This window comes from Microbacterium sp. VKM Ac-2870 (assembly GCF_015350795.1).
GTDB lineage: Bacteria > Actinomycetota > Actinomycetes > Actinomycetales > Microbacteriaceae > Microbacterium.
Window position 1 is genome coordinate 287215 of sequence record NZ_JADKSH010000002.1, and the last position, 13390, is coordinate 300604.

At 67.8% G+C, this 13390-nt stretch carries 10 protein-coding genes; 3 read left to right on the forward strand and 7 right to left on the reverse strand.

What is annotated here, in order from left to right; translation table 11 throughout:
- Positions 1-75: 75 nt before the first annotated feature.
- The 3 genes from ITJ43_RS05285 to ITJ43_RS05295 all read left to right on the forward strand — a co-directional run bounded on the left by ITJ43_RS05285 (position 76) and on the right by ITJ43_RS05295 (position 4904).
- Positions 76-792, forward strand: a complete 717-nt coding sequence (locus tag ITJ43_RS05285; protein WP_194582780.1) for a hypothetical protein — start codon at positions 76-78, stop codon at positions 790-792.
- A gap of 444 nt (positions 793-1236) precedes the next feature.
- The gene (locus ITJ43_RS05290) at positions 1237-3090 is read left to right on the forward strand and encodes an ABC transporter ATP-binding protein (protein WP_194582781.1); all 1854 of its coding nucleotides are present in this window, start codon (positions 1237-1239) and stop codon (positions 3088-3090) included.
- On the forward strand, positions 3087-4904 hold the full coding sequence (locus ITJ43_RS05295) for an ABC transporter ATP-binding protein (RefSeq protein WP_194582782.1): 1818 nt from the start codon (positions 3087-3089) through the stop codon (positions 4902-4904). Before ITJ43_RS05290 ends, ITJ43_RS05295 begins: the two co-directional genes overlap by 4 nt.
- A 213-nt stretch (positions 4905-5117) precedes the next feature.
- Here the strand turns inward: ITJ43_RS05295 and ITJ43_RS05300 are convergent, their stop codons facing one another.
- The 7 genes from ITJ43_RS05300 to ITJ43_RS05330 form a co-directional block, all read right to left on the reverse strand.
- Positions 5118-5972, reverse strand: coding sequence for a DUF559 domain-containing protein (locus ITJ43_RS05300; RefSeq protein WP_323741131.1), 855 nt, complete (start codon positions 5970-5972; stop codon positions 5118-5120).
- 217 nt (positions 5973-6189) lie between these two features.
- The gene (gene yicI, locus ITJ43_RS05305; RefSeq protein ID WP_194582783.1) at positions 6190-8427 is read right to left on the reverse strand and encodes an alpha-xylosidase; all 2238 of its coding nucleotides are present in this window, start codon (positions 8425-8427) and stop codon (positions 6190-6192) included.
- The gene (locus tag ITJ43_RS05310; RefSeq protein ID WP_194582784.1) at positions 8427-9320 is read right to left on the reverse strand and encodes a carbohydrate ABC transporter permease; all 894 of its coding nucleotides are present in this window, start codon (positions 9318-9320) and stop codon (positions 8427-8429) included. The genes yicI and ITJ43_RS05310 overlap by 1 nt, the downstream gene beginning before the upstream one ends.
- Positions 9320-10282 carry a carbohydrate ABC transporter permease gene (locus ITJ43_RS05315; protein ID WP_194582785.1) on the reverse strand — a complete coding sequence of 321 codons (963 nt, stop codon included), beginning with the start codon at positions 10280-10282 and terminating at the stop codon, positions 9320-9322. Before ITJ43_RS05315 ends, ITJ43_RS05310 begins: the two co-directional genes overlap by 1 nt.
- 67 nt (positions 10283-10349) lie before the next feature.
- Positions 10350-11657, reverse strand: a complete 1308-nt coding sequence (locus ITJ43_RS05320; protein WP_194582786.1) for an ABC transporter substrate-binding protein — start codon at positions 11655-11657, stop codon at positions 10350-10352.
- A gap of 115 nt (positions 11658-11772) precedes the next feature.
- Complete coding sequence (locus tag ITJ43_RS05325) at positions 11773-12789, reverse strand: LacI family DNA-binding transcriptional regulator (protein WP_194582787.1); 1017 nt, start codon at positions 12787-12789, stop codon at positions 11773-11775.
- Positions 12790-12926: 137 nt separating this feature from the next.
- Positions 12927-13379 carry a GNAT family N-acetyltransferase gene (locus ITJ43_RS05330; RefSeq protein ID WP_194582788.1) on the reverse strand — a complete coding sequence of 151 codons (453 nt, stop codon included), beginning with the start codon at positions 13377-13379 and terminating at the stop codon, positions 12927-12929.
- Positions 13380-13390: the final 11 nt, after the last annotated feature.

Sequence of the window (13390 nt, forward strand, 5' to 3'; positions counted from 1 at the left end):
CAACCCGGGTCCGACCGGCTTCGCGGTCGCTCCCGCGCTGCGGATTCAGAAGCATCTTCATCCGAAAGGCACGACATGCAACTCTCCCTGCCTCCGCTTCGTGCGTCCCGTGGACGCCTCTCTCTCCTTCTCGCCGCCTTCATCGCCACGGCGGCCGTCTTCGTCGCACTGGCAGCTCCCACACCCGCCTTCGCCTCGGAGCCGGCGCAGAACGACGTCGAGCAGTCCATCGCGCACGGCACGGTGTCTGCCGACATCGCCTCCGGCCGGCTGTCTCAGGCGCAGCTCGAGAAGGCGGCCCGAGCCGGCCTCACGGTGAACGGCCACCGCCTCGCACCCTGGGTCGGTCTCTCCGCGTCCGACCAGGCGCACGCGGCGGACCTCGCGGCTCACGACCCGTCGGTGACGTCGCTGGTGGCTTCGATCCGGAGCAACTCGACTGTCTCCGACTCCGACCTGAACGCGTCGCTCCAGAGCGGGTCGACCACCACCTTCGCGCCGTCGGACCCGAAGGGAACGACGATCCCCGACCCGTCGGTGTCCCTCCACTGGTGGGACCGTCTGATCCACAACCACGAGTACTGGATCTCCGGCGAGGTCGTCAAGACGATCATCACGGTCGGCGCGGGCGCCTACCTTGCGGCCCTGTGCATCGGACTCGACCTTTCGAAGCTGTCGTGCACCGCACTCGGAGTACTGGTGGCGGGCGCCGCGGAGTTCATCAAGAGCGGCAGCTGCGGACGGGGCTACTACTTCGACTTCCCGGAGGTCTGGAAGTCGCACTGCGCCTAGGTGGCGGACGGCGCTCCGCTCGCGGAGCGTGAACGGGTGGGCCTGTGGCGTAGAGCGCCGCAGGCCCACCTGCGTGTGCGGGGGTCGCAAGAAAATCCTTGCGCCCCGCCACAGGCACCGCATAGGCTGGAGGGCTGTCGCGCCCCTCTCGAAAGGGAGGTGGCGCACGGTCCCCGTTCACCGACTCCCCGGAGGAAGCCATGTCCACGGCCATCGTCACCACGAAGCCCGCCTTCCTCCGTCCCGCGATCGTCGCCCCGCGCGCGTTCGAGGCCGCCGGAGTCGGTCGGGGATAACGCGCCGCGCGTCCTCCTTCGGCGGCATCGTCCCGCCGCGCGTTCTCTCCGACAGGGCCTCTTCCTCCTGCCGCGCCTCCGTGCGCCCTCCCGTCACCTTCCGTCGGCCCCGTGACCCCGGCATCCGTTCCACCCCTCCGCAAGGATCATGACTTCCTCCTCTGAGCACCTCGAGCCCACCGAGCGCCTGTCCACCGTCCGGGCCCTCGCGCGGCTGTACCCGTTCGCCAAACCCGTCATCGGCCGCCTCGTGATGGGCGCCGTCAGCGCCCTCCTGGCAAGCCTTCTCGCCCTGTCCATCCCGCTCGTGCTCGAAGTTCTCGTGCAGGGGCCCATTGCCGCGGGCGCATCGGGCGTAGATCGTGCCCAGTTGGTCTGGGGCGCCGCGATCATCCTCGTGCTCGGCCTGCTCGAGGCCGTCATGGTGTGGCTGCGGCGCTGGTTCGTGCTCGCGCCCTCGACCAAGGTCGAGTACGACCTGCGGACGAGCTTCTATGAGCGTCTGCAGCGTCTGCCGGTCTCCTTCCACGACCGGTGGCAGTCGGGACAGCTGCTGTCGCGCATGATGCAGGACATCAGCATGCTGCGTCGCTGGATGGCCTTCGGCATCGTGCTGCTCGTCGTCAACCTGCTGACCATCCTGGTCGGTATGGGCCTGCTCTTCCGCTGGCACTGGGCGCTCGGGGTGACCTTCTTGGTCGTCTGCGCGCCGCTCTGGTACGCGGGCTACCGGTTCGAGAAGACCTACGGCACCCTGGCGCGTCAGAGCCAGGACCAGGCCGGCGACCTGGCGACCAGTGTCGAAGAGAGCGTCCACGGCATCCGCGTGCTGAAGGCCTTCGGCCGCGGCAAGCACGCCCTGCAGAAATTCACCCGCCAGGCCGAGACGCTGCGCGAGACCGAGCTGAGCAAGGCGCGCGCCGTCGGCTGGATCTGGTTCTGGCTGGTGCTGCTGCCCGAGATCGCGTTCGCCCTGTGCCTCGGCGTCGGCATCGTGCTGCAGCAGCTCGGCCAGCTGAGCATCGCCGAGCTGGTCGCGTTCTTCGCGATGGCGACGGTGCTGCGCTGGCCGATGGAGTCGATCGGCTTCCTCTTCTCGTTCCTGCTCGACGCGCGCACCGCGAGCGATCGCATCTTCGAGGTGTTCGACGAGGAGAACACCATCACCGACCCGGCCGCACCGGTGACACTCGGCGCGTCCCGCGGCGCCCTCGCGTTCGAGGGGGTGCACTTTCGCTATCAGGATGCCGCGGACACCGAGCGCGATCTGCTCGACGGCATCGACCTCGCGCTGATTCCCGGCGAGACGATGGCGCTGGTCGGTCTGACCGGTTCGGGCAAGACCACGCTCACGACGCTGCCGGCCCGCCTGTACGACGTCACCGGGGGGCGGGTCACCGTCGACGGTGTGGACGTGCGCGATCTCACGCTGAAAGAGCTGCGCACCCACGTCGGCATGGCGTTCGAGGACTCGACGCTGTTCTCGCAGTCGGTGCGAGAGAACGTCCTGCTCGGTCGTGAAGACCTCGCGGTCGGCAGCGACGAGGCTGAAGCGGTACTGCGCGAGGCGCTCGCCGTCGCCCAGGCCGGGTTCGTGGACGAGCTGCCCCACGGCGTCGACACGATCATCGGCGAAGAGGGGCTTTCGCTCTCCGGCGGTCAGCGGCAGCGACTGGCGCTCGCGCGGGCCATTGCGGCGCGCCCCGCCGTGCTCGTGCTCGACGACCCACTGTCGGCGCTCGACGTCGACACCGAGGCGCTCGTCGAAGACGCCCTCCGGGAGGTGATGGCCGAAACGACGACGCTCGTCATCGCACACCGCCCCTCGACCGTCATGCTCGCCGACCGGGTCGCGCTCCTCGAAGAGGGACGCGTCACCGCGGTCGGCACGCATGCCGAACTGCTGCGATCGAGCGAGCACTACCGCCACGTCATCTCGAGCCTCGAAGATGCTGAGGCCGAAGAGAACACCCGCATGCGTCGCACGGAGGTGAACCTGTGAGTACGGCAACTGTCGCCGGAACCACCGGCGAAGATCGTTCGGACTACACGCGCGACGAGTCGCGTTCGATCCGGCGTCGGTCGCTGCGGCTGCTCGGCGTGCTCGTCGATCCGCTGCGCTGGCAGCTGGTGCTGGCGCTCATCGTGCTGGTCACCTCGACCGCGCTGCGGGTGGCCGGGCCGGCGCTGATCGCTTACGGTCTCAATACGGCGCTGCCGCAGGCCATGCAGGATGCCGACTGGACGCCGACCGTCGTCATCGTGGCCGTCTACCTGCTCGCCGGGGTCGGCGGTGCGGCGCTGATCGGCTGGTACGCGGTCGTCGCCGCTCGACTGACTCAGGCGGTCATGCTCGATCTGCGTACCCGCATCTTCCTGCACACTCAGCGCCTCAGCCTCGAGTTCCACGAGTCCTACACGTCGGGCCGCATCATCTCGCGCCAGACGAGCGACCTCGACTCGATCCGCGAGCTGCTCGACGGAGGTCTCAACGAACTGGTGTCGGGCGTGCTCTACGGCGCGTTCACGCTCGTCGCACTGCTGCTGCTCGACTGGCAGTCCGGTGTCATCCTCGCCATCGCCGGGGTGCCGCTGTGTCTTCTGATGCGCTGGTTCTACCGCAACTCGCAGCGCGCGTACCGCGAATCGCGGGTGGTCAGTGCCAAGGTCATCGTCAAGTTCGTCGAGACCATGACCGGCATCCGCGCGGTCAAGGCGTTCCGCAAGGAGCCCCGCAACGACGACGAGTTCGGCGACCTGTCGGGTCAGTACCGTGACGTCAACATGCGTTCGCTGCGCCTGTTCGGCACGTTCGAACCCGGCATGATGGCGGTCTCGGCATTCGCCGTGGCCGGCGTGCTGCTCTGGGGCGGCCTGCGCGTGGTCGACGGCACGCTGCTGGTGGGAACGCTACTGGCCGCGGTGCTGTACGTGCGGAACTTCTTCTCGCCGCTGCAGGAAGTGGCGATGTTCCTCAACTCGTACCAGTCGGCCACCGCTGCACTGGAGAAGGTGTCGGGCGTGCTCGAGGAGCAGCCGACGGTGCCCGATCCCGCACGACCGGTCGACCTTTGGAAGGCCGCCGGGCACATCGAGTTCCGCGACGTGGTCTTCGGTTACTCCGACGAGCGCACGATCCTGCCGCACTTCTCCCTCGACATCCCGGCTGGTCAGACCATTGCCCTGGTGGGAACGACGGGAGCGGGAAAGTCGACGCTCGCGAAGCTGGTGTCGCGCTTCTACGACCCGTCGCGCGGCGCGGTCACGCTCGACGGCGTCGATCTGCGGTCGCTGCATCCGAAAGACCTCCGCCGCGCCATCGTCATGGTGACCCAGGAGGCCTACCTGTTCAGCGGGACGGTCGCCGACAACATCGCCCTCGGCAAGCCCGATGCGACGTTGGAGGAGATCCAGGCGGCGGCGCGCGCCGTGGGCGCCGACGCCTTCATCCAGAAGCTGCCCGACGGCTATGCCACCGATGTCAACAAGCGCGGCGGACGCGTGTCGGCCGGACAGCGACAGCTGATCTCTTTCGCGCGCGCGTTCCTCGCCGATCCGGCGGTGCTCATCCTCGACGAGGCGACCGCGTCGCTCGACATCCCCAGCGAACGCCAGATCCAGTCGGCTCTGCAGACGCTGCTGGCCGACCGGACGGCGATCATCATCGCGCACCGCCTGTCGACGGTGTCGATCGCTGACCGGGTGCTGGTGATGGAGCACGGCCGCATCATCGAGGACGACACCCCCGAGACGTTGATCGCGGGCACGGGCAAGTTTGCTCAACTGCACAGTGCGTGGAAGCAGTCGCTCGTCTGACCTCCGCCGGTTTCGGCGATGGCCAGCAGAATCGGATGCCGCTGCGCGCGGCATCCGATTCTGCTGCGCTGGTCCGAATCCGGTGCGGGCTGGGGGGCGTGCTGGGCCGTGCGCCCCTCCGCAGATTCGGAGATGGGCAGCAGATGCGGAGGCGGGGGCTCGCGGCATCCGAGTGTGGTGACGTGGTCCGAATCCGCTGGTGGCGGCGGGGTGTCAGCGCGCGAGGTGAAGGCCCTGCGCGACCGCGCGGAGGATTGCGGCCTCCACCCGGGGCCACTGATGCACGACCTCGGCGTAGCTGAAGCGCAGCACCGTGTACCCGCGCGCCGTCAGCTCCCGGTCGTGGCTCAGGTCTCGACCCCGATCGGCGGCCGAGGAATGGAAGGCGAAGCCGTCCAGCTGCGTGACGAGTCGCTCGCCGACGAGGCCGTCGACGTGGTGTCCGAGCAGCAGCACCTGCTGGCGGACCTCGAGGCCGATCCCGCGTATCCGCGAGACGAAGAGCGTCTCGAGGCCGGAATCGCTGAGGCCCGTGACCTCCGCCGCCAACCGCCGCGCGTCGGGGGTGCGCCAGCGGTAGCGCCGCAGCACGTCCGGGTCGAGCCGTTCGCGGCGTACGGCGGACTCCCACACGACGAGCGCATCCTCGTGGGGCAGGCACCGGGCTAGGTGAGCCAGCGCGTCGGGAACCGACTCGACGAGCACGTGCGGGTGCGATGGCACGAGCGGCGTATCCCAGTGGACGACCACGCCGTCCCCGTCGCGCTCATCGGGTCGAGGGCGCTGCGCGTGGGCCGGCACGTGCAGGTGCGGACGAGTCGGGATCTCCGGCGGCATCCACCAGCCGCGGTGGCGAGCCGCCGACACGCAGGCCACCCGCGCACTGACCTGCGCCGCGTGCACGAGCACGGCCGGGGCCGCGTCCGTGGCCACCCAGAAGCGGCGCACGCGGCGCACCTCGCCCGCCGCGATGGCCGCTCGCAGCGTGGTGGGGCGGATGCCGGCATCCAGCACGACCCGGCGATGCACGATGCCGCCACCCGCCTCCACCAGCTCTCGGATCCCCACGGTCCGAGCCTGCCCGCCCGCACGCCTCCGCAAGCCGGTCGGCGCGCTGTCGTGCACAACTCGCCGGGCCGCCAAGGCTGGGGAGGAGCCGGCGCGCCCGCGGCGGATGCGGAGGGTGTGAACAGATGCGGATGCTGCGGCCCACGGCATCCGCATCTGTCGCCATTGTCCGAATCCGCGAACGCGAACCCGCGCACCCGCGCACGCGACGGCCGGGTCAGGGGGTCGGCGCGTCCAGGTCGACCTCGAACGTCTGGCGGCGACCGTCGGGGGCGGTGACGACGACCTCCCGCGTCCCGGAGCCGCCCGCGAAAACGCGCAGCTCGAGACCGTCGAGGTAGTCGTAGTCGGGACGGTCTTCGCGTGCCCCCCACGGCAGCACGGCCCCCGGCCGCACGTACAGCGGCAGGGAATCGAACCCGTGGGTCTCGCGCCGCCAGCGTCCGCCGCTCACGCGCTCGCCGCTCAGCAGCGAGGTCCACTCGCCGTCGGGCAGGTAGAACTCCACCTCCCCGTCCGCCGACATCACGGGCGCGACCAGCAGCGACGGGCCCAGCATGTACTGGCGGTCCAGGTAGGCGACGGCAGGGTCGTCGGGAAACTCCACCTGCATCGGGCGCATCAGCGGGATGCCGGTGCGCGCCGCCTCGACACCGAGCTGGTACAGGTACGGCATGAGCCGCATCTTCAGGCGGGTGAACAGGCGCGTCACCTCGACGGCCTCCTCATCGAACGCCCACGGCACGCGGTACGACCCGGAGCCGTGGAACCGTGAGTGCGAGCCCAACAGCCCGAATGCCGTCCAGCGCTTGTACACCGCGGCATCCGGTGTTCCCTCGAACCCGCCGATGTCGTGGCTCCAGTATGCGAAGCCGCTCATCGCCAGCGACAGACCGCCGCGCAGCGTTTCGGCCATCGACGTGAAGGTCGACGTGGAGTCGCCGCCCCAGTGCACGGGCATACTCTGGCCGCCGGCCGTGGCCGAGCGGGCGAACAGCACCGCGTCGTTCTCCGCGCGGGACTCGACGAGAACGTCGTGCACCGCGCGGTTGTAGAGCTCGGTGTAGAAGTTGTGCATCCGGTGCGGATCGCTGCCGTCAGCCCAGACGACGTCGGTCGGGATGCGCTCGCCGAAGTCGGTCTTGAAGCAGTCGACGCCCTGTTCGAGCAGCGCGTGCAGCTTGCCCTGGTACCAGGCGGTGGCGTCGGGGTTGGTGAAATCGACCAAGCCCATGCCCGCCTGCCAGAGGTCCCACTGCCACACCGATCCATCGGCGCGACGGACCAGGTAGCCGCCATCGGCGGCCTCCCGGAACAGTGGCGAACGCTGAGCGATGTAGGGGTTGATCCACACGCAGACCCGCAGGTCTTTCGCGTGCAGGCGCGCGAGCATGTTCGTCGGATCAGGGAACACGCGCGGATCCCACTCGAAGTCGCACCAGTTGAACTCGCGCATCCAGAAGCAGTCGAAGTGGAACACCGACACCGGCAGTTCTCGGCGCGCCATCTCGTCGATGAACGACGTGATCGTCGCTTCGTCGTAGTCGGTCGTGAAACTCGTCGACAGCCACAGCCCGTACGACCAGGCGGGCACGATCGGCGGGCGCCCGGTGAGCGCGGTGTACCGGCGCAGCACGTCCTTCGGGGTCGGGCCCGCGATCACGAAGTACTCGAGCACCTCGCCGGGCACGGAGAACTGCACGCGCTCCACAGCCTCCGCACCCACCTCGAACGACACGTGACCCGGGTCGTTGACGAGCACGCCGTAGCCCCGGTTCGTCAGGTAGAACGGCACGTTCTTGTACGCCTGCTCGCTGGAGGTACCGCCGTCGGCGTTCCAGATGTCCACGGTCTGGCCGTTCTTCACGAGGGGGCCGAAGCGCTCGCCGAGCCCGTAGACGAGTTCGCCGACGCCGAGCTCGAGCTGCTCGTGCACATAGGCGGATGCTGTCGGGGACAGTTGGCCCGCGCGGGCATTGCCGACGATGCCGGTGTCGACCTGCGCATCGGGCGTGAGGCGGATGTATCCCTCCGCCTTGTGCCCACTGCCTGTCACACGGCGGCCATCGACCTCGAAGGAGAGACTCCACGGAGCGCCCGCGGACACGCGCGCCGTCAGCGCACCCGTCTCGACCGTGCTCTCGGCGTCCGACACCACCGTCGTGCCCGCGCCGCCCGGCACAGCGCCGGGCAACGGGAAGCCGCCGTGCCACGTCCCTCCGGTGTGGTGCGCGATGCGCACGCGCACCACCCCTTCGGCGGGGGAGGAGAGCGTCGTGGTGAGCACGGGCCGATTGAGCACGTCGCCGCGGGATGCGATGACGGCGGTCGGAGCGGTGATCACCAGACCCGGGCCGTCGGGGGTGTCCGCGCTCTGCTCGATGTCGTACGCCTCTTGGGCGTACAGCGCGCTCACCCCGGGACGCAGCTGCCAGAACCCGTCGGTGAATTTCATTACTTGACTGCTCCTGCCGTGATGCCCCGCGTGAGGGTGCGTTGGAAGATGAGGAAGAAGATGAGCGTCGGGATGATGCCGAGCAACGCCGACGCGCTCGTGGTCGTGACGTCCATCAGCCGGTCGCCCTGCAACACACTGATCGCCACCGGCACCGTCTGGTTCGCGTTGGACGCGAGGAATGTCAGCGGGATGAGGAACTCGTTCCATGTCCAGATGAAGAAGAAGATCAGCAAGACCGCCAGCGTCGGACGGCTGATCGGCAGCACCACGCGCCACAGGATCTTCCAGTGCCCCGCCCCGTCGAGGGAGGCAGCTTCGAGCACCTCCTTGGGGAACGTGCCGTAGACGGCGGAGAGAAGATACGTGCCGAATGCCGCCTGCACGACGGTGAAGATGATGATCACCGACCAGATGTTGTCGTAGAGCCCTACCGACTTGAACATGTAGTACAGCGGGTAGAGCAGCGCTTCCTGCGGCAGCAGGTTGGCGAGCAGAAACAGCAGCACGATCCAGGTGCGACCGCGGACACGGCCGATGCCGATGGCGAACGCGTTGAACATCGAGATCAGCACGGCGAGCACAGATACGACTCCCGAGATGAACAGCGAGTTCCACACCTTCTCCGGAAAGTTCACGCGCTCCCAGAACTTCGTGATGCCGGTGAAATCGAGGGCGTGCGGCAGGGCCAGTGGCCCCGAGTTGGCGTAGTCTGTGGGCGATTTGAACGAGTTGACGAGCACGAGGTAGAACGGCGCGATCACCAGCAGTGCGCCGACGATGACGAGGGCGAGCATCAGCCAGTCGATTCCGCGTTTGGTGACCATGCCGCCGCGTCCGCGCGGGGGACGGCGGGGCTTCGTGGCAGTCGTGAGTACGGTACCGGCAGACATCACAGTCCCGCCCTTTCCTTGCGTTCCATGGAGTTCTGCACGCGGATGAAGATGATCGACACGATGACGACGACGATCGTGAGCACCGTCGCGATCGTGGCTCCGTAGCCGACATCACGTTTGGTGAAGAACTCCTGATAGGCGTAATACGACGGCACGAGCGTCGCACCGGCCGGCCCGCCCCGAGTGATGACGTACACCGGTCCGAAGACCTTCAGCGCGGCGATCGTGCAGGTCAAGGTGACCACGAAGATCTCCGGGCGGATGATGCTGACGGTGATCGAGGTGAAGCGCTGGTACCAGTTCGCGCCATCCAGTTCGGCCGCTTCGTAGAGTTCGGGGTCGACGCGTTGGAGGGCCGCCATGAACACGACCACCGGGTAGCCGATCTGCACCCAGACCAGCACGACCATCAGCACGATCAGTGCTGATGGCATCTGGCCCAGCCAGTCGACGGGCGCGATGCCGACTGCGCCGAGAATCTGGTTGAGCGCACCATCCGTGCCGGGCCGCACGATCCACCCGATCACGATGCCTGCGACGGCCACCGGGAGGATCTGCGGCAGATAGTAGGTCGCACGCAGGAAGCTGCCGACCTTGCCGCCGAACTTGCGCCCGACGACGTCGAACAACAGTGCGGCGACGAGGAGGCCGACGATGGTGGGAACGACGACCATGGCGATCACCATCCACACAGAGTTGAGGAAGGAGGTCCAGAAGGCTTCGTCGCCCGCGAGCTTGATCCAGTTGGCGGCGCCGATGAACTCGGGCGAGCGCACGCCCTTCCAGCTGGTGAAGGTGAGGTAGACGTTCCACACGAGCGGCACGATCACGATGACGAGCAGCAGGATGAAGCCCGGAAGCAGGTACAGCCAGTACGCCCCCCGGCCACGGCCGCGCTGGGGGATGGCCGGTTCTTCGACGGGGACGGGGGCGCGGCGGGCGCGCGTTGCGAGCGACATGAGGGTGCTTTCGTTCCGTGGTGGGGGCGGCGCGGTCCTGCCGCCCCCACCGGATGAGACAGATGACTCAGCGGTAGTCCGCGGTGCCTTCGTCGTAGGCCTTACCGAGGTTCGCGTTCGTCGTGGCGGCATCCTGGGTGCCGGTGATGAGTCCTTGCAGCTGCTGGACGATCACGTCGTAGAAGCCCGGCGCCGGCCAGTCGGGGTAGAACGACAGGCCGTCCTGGGAGAGCACGCCGTTGAAGGCCGAGATGAGGTCCTTGCTCTTCGCGTCGGTGATGTCCTTCGGGTCGGCCGCGACGGGCAGACCGCCGTTGTTGCCGATGATGGCCTGGATTTCGGGGCGCATCGTGATGTCGATGAACTTGTACGCGAGGTCCTTGTTCTTGGCGTTCTCGGGCACGACCCAGAGGTTGCCGGACGAGCCCAGCGACAGCTTGGAGCCGGGGAAGGCCTGCATCGTCCAGTCGAACGACGTCGCCTGCTCGGTGAAGCGGCCGTACCACCACGACCCCGACACGAAGATCGGTGACGTGCCGTTGATGAACGAGACGCCGGCGTCTTCCGCCTTGATGGAGGAGACGTCCTTCGCGATGTACCCCTTGGCGACGTAGTCCTTCAGGGTCTGGCTGGCGTACGTGGTTTCGGCGCCCTGCCAGTCGACCGGGTTCTTGTACAGCTGGTAGTCGTTCACCCAGTCGCGGTCGCCCTTCGACAGAGCGAGCTGGTACCAGAGCTGGCCGAGCGGGTACTCCGCGCCGGCCTCGGCGAGCGGCGTGATGCCCTTCGCTACGAACGCGTCGAGCACCTTCACGAACTCGTCGTAGGTCGTGGGGATCTGCAGGCCGGCCGCGGCGAAGGCGTCCTTGTTGTAGTAGACGCCGACGAACTCGCCGTAGTTGGGCACGCCGTACCATTTGTCGCCGCCCATGACGCCCTTGTCGGTGTATTTCGCGGTCGTCTGCAGCGACGGGGCGAGCTTGTCGGCCCAGCCGTACTTCGCCACGGCGTCTGAGATGTCGCTGATCAGGCCGGTCGAGGCGAGGAAGCCTGCGGTCGCATTGCCCTTGTTGAACTCCATCACATCGGGAGCGGCGTCGGTGTCGAGCACCTGGCTCGCCGTCTTCTGGATCTGCTCGAACGACTTCTCCTCGAACTCGACCTTGGCGCCGGTCTCTTTCTCGAAGACGGTGACCGCCTCGGCCCAGGCTTTGCCCATCGCGCTGTCGGCACCTTCGTAGTGCCACAGCTTGAGGGTCTGGCCCTGCGCGTTGTCGGCGTCACCCGACGACGAGCACGCGCTGATGGTCAGTGCGGTTGCGGTGAGGGCGACCACTGCGGCCAGAGCCCGCGTGCGTCGTGTGAATCGTGCCATCGTCGGCACTCCTTTCGGTGGGGCCCGCGGGCCCGGTCTGTGAAATGCGGTGTTCAGTTGGTGATTGTCGAAGCGCTTCGATAAATGGCGAACGAAGACGCATCGTTGCGGAAGGTCAGTCCTGCAGCGGTGGGGCAACCGAGCCCGCATCGCGGTACTCGGGGGCCACGAGATGGATGCCGGTCTCCCGGCGGGGGTCATCGATGCGCGCCAGGGCGAGATCGACGGCCAGATCGCAGGAGGCCTCCGGGATGAGGGGGATCGTGTCGATCTGTGTGGGGAGCTTCGTGGTGTCGAACGAGGCCGCGATCGAGACGATCGATACATCGACTCCGATGCGTCGAACGCGCTCGGCGAGGGTGGCGAGTACGACCGCGTGCATGTCGTCGACGCCGTGCAGCAGAAGCGCGGTGGCTCCGCTGTCGAGGGCGTCGATCACGGCGGTGCGTACGGCGTCCGCGTCGGTGACGACCTCGCCGCTGGTGGCGAACGTGTGTCGCAGGCCCCGCTCGTCGGCGCGCTGGGCGACGGTGCGACGTACACGGGGCGGGAAGTTGGAGAGTCGGTAGGTGGTCGCGGGCTGACCGAGCAGCGCGACGCGTGTGTGGCCGGCGTCGGCCACGCGGTCGACGGCGAGACGGGCTGCGGCCTCGAAATCGAGGTCGACGCAGTCGAGGCCCTCGTGGTCGTCGGGGATGCCGATGAACACCGTGGGAGTGGCGATGGAGCGGGCGATCGCAACGCGTTCGTCATCGGGAGCGACGTCGAGCACGAGGATCGCGTCGACCAGTCCCGAAGCTGTGACCCGCCGCATGCCGTCGGATGCCTGTTGGTCGGTCAACAGCAGAATGTCGTAGTCGTGGCGACGCGCCGCCACGGCCGCAGCGAGCACGAACGACATGTGCGTCGGTGCGTGGGTCTCGCGGCGCAGTGGCTCGGTCAGGGCGAAGATGTGGGTGAGCCGGCCCGCGAGCATTCGGGCGCCGGCGTTGGGGGCGTAGCCCAGGCGGCGGGCGACCTCGATAACGCGGCGACGCGTGTCGGGGGAGATGGGGCGTTTGCCGCTCAGCGCGTACGAGACGGTGCTGATGGAGACGCCCGCTGCTGCGGCGACCTCATCGATCCGTGCCATCCGACCACCTCGTCGTATCGAAGCGCTTCGAGCGAAGCTGAAGAACACGATAAGACGGCGGTGGGTTCACCGCAAGAGGTTTGTGGATATTGGCAACAAACCGAGAGATCCCACGGGCAGGTGTGGATGCCGGGGGCCTACAGGCGCACTTCGGCGACGACCTCGCCGAACTCCGTCTCATCGACCGGTGTGAAGCCGACGCGACGGAAGAAGGCGTCGGGGCCCCCCTGGCCCTCTTCGTAGATCACATCGACGTGATCCATTCCGCGGTTGCGCGCCTCTTCCAGGAGCTTCTCGACGGCGAAGCGTCCGACGCCGCGACCCTGGTCGTCGGCGTCGACGTTGATGCGCCACAGAACGGAGCGAAAGTGCTCGTGCGGCGCTTCGGGGTCGAAGTTGGCGCTGACGAAGCCGACGACCTCGTCGCCATCGAGTACGACGCGTTGCCAGGCCGTGCTGGGATTGACCACGGCTCCGGCGACGGCGTAGCTGGTCGGGGCGATGAACTGCTCCTGCCCCGGCTTGAGCGACATGGTGTTCACCGCCACGATGGTGGCGGCCGACAATTCCTCGAGGCGCAGCTCGGTCATGGGATCAGGCT

Bases quoted from the DNA above. Each gene is read 5' to 3' on its own strand.
- ITJ43_RS05285 (WP_194582780.1), top strand. From the start codon at position 76: ATGCAACTCTCCCTGCCTCCGCTTCGTGCGTCCCGTGGACGCCTCTCT.
- ITJ43_RS05290 (WP_194582781.1), top strand. From the start codon at position 1,237: ATGACTTCCTCCTCTGAGCACCTCGAGCCCACCGAGCGCCTGTCCACC.
- yicI (WP_194582783.1), bottom strand. From the start codon at position 8,427: ATGAAATTCACCGACGGGTTCTGGCAGCTGCGTCCCGGGGTGAGCGCG.
- ITJ43_RS05310 (WP_194582784.1), bottom strand. From the start codon at position 9,320: ATGTCTGCCGGTACCGTACTCACGACTGCCACGAAGCCCCGCCGTCCC.
- ITJ43_RS05315 (WP_194582785.1), bottom strand. From the start codon at position 10,282: ATGTCGCTCGCAACGCGCGCCCGCCGCGCCCCCGTCCCCGTCGAAGAA.
- ITJ43_RS05320 (WP_194582786.1), bottom strand. From the start codon at position 11,657: ATGGCACGATTCACACGACGCACGCGGGCTCTGGCCGCAGTGGTCGCC.
- ITJ43_RS05325 (WP_194582787.1), bottom strand. From the start codon at position 12,789: ATGGCACGGATCGATGAGGTCGCCGCAGCAGCGGGCGTCTCCATCAGC.
- ITJ43_RS05330 (WP_194582788.1), bottom strand. From the start codon at position 13,379: ATGACCGAGCTGCGCCTCGAGGAATTGTCGGCCGCCACCATCGTGGCG.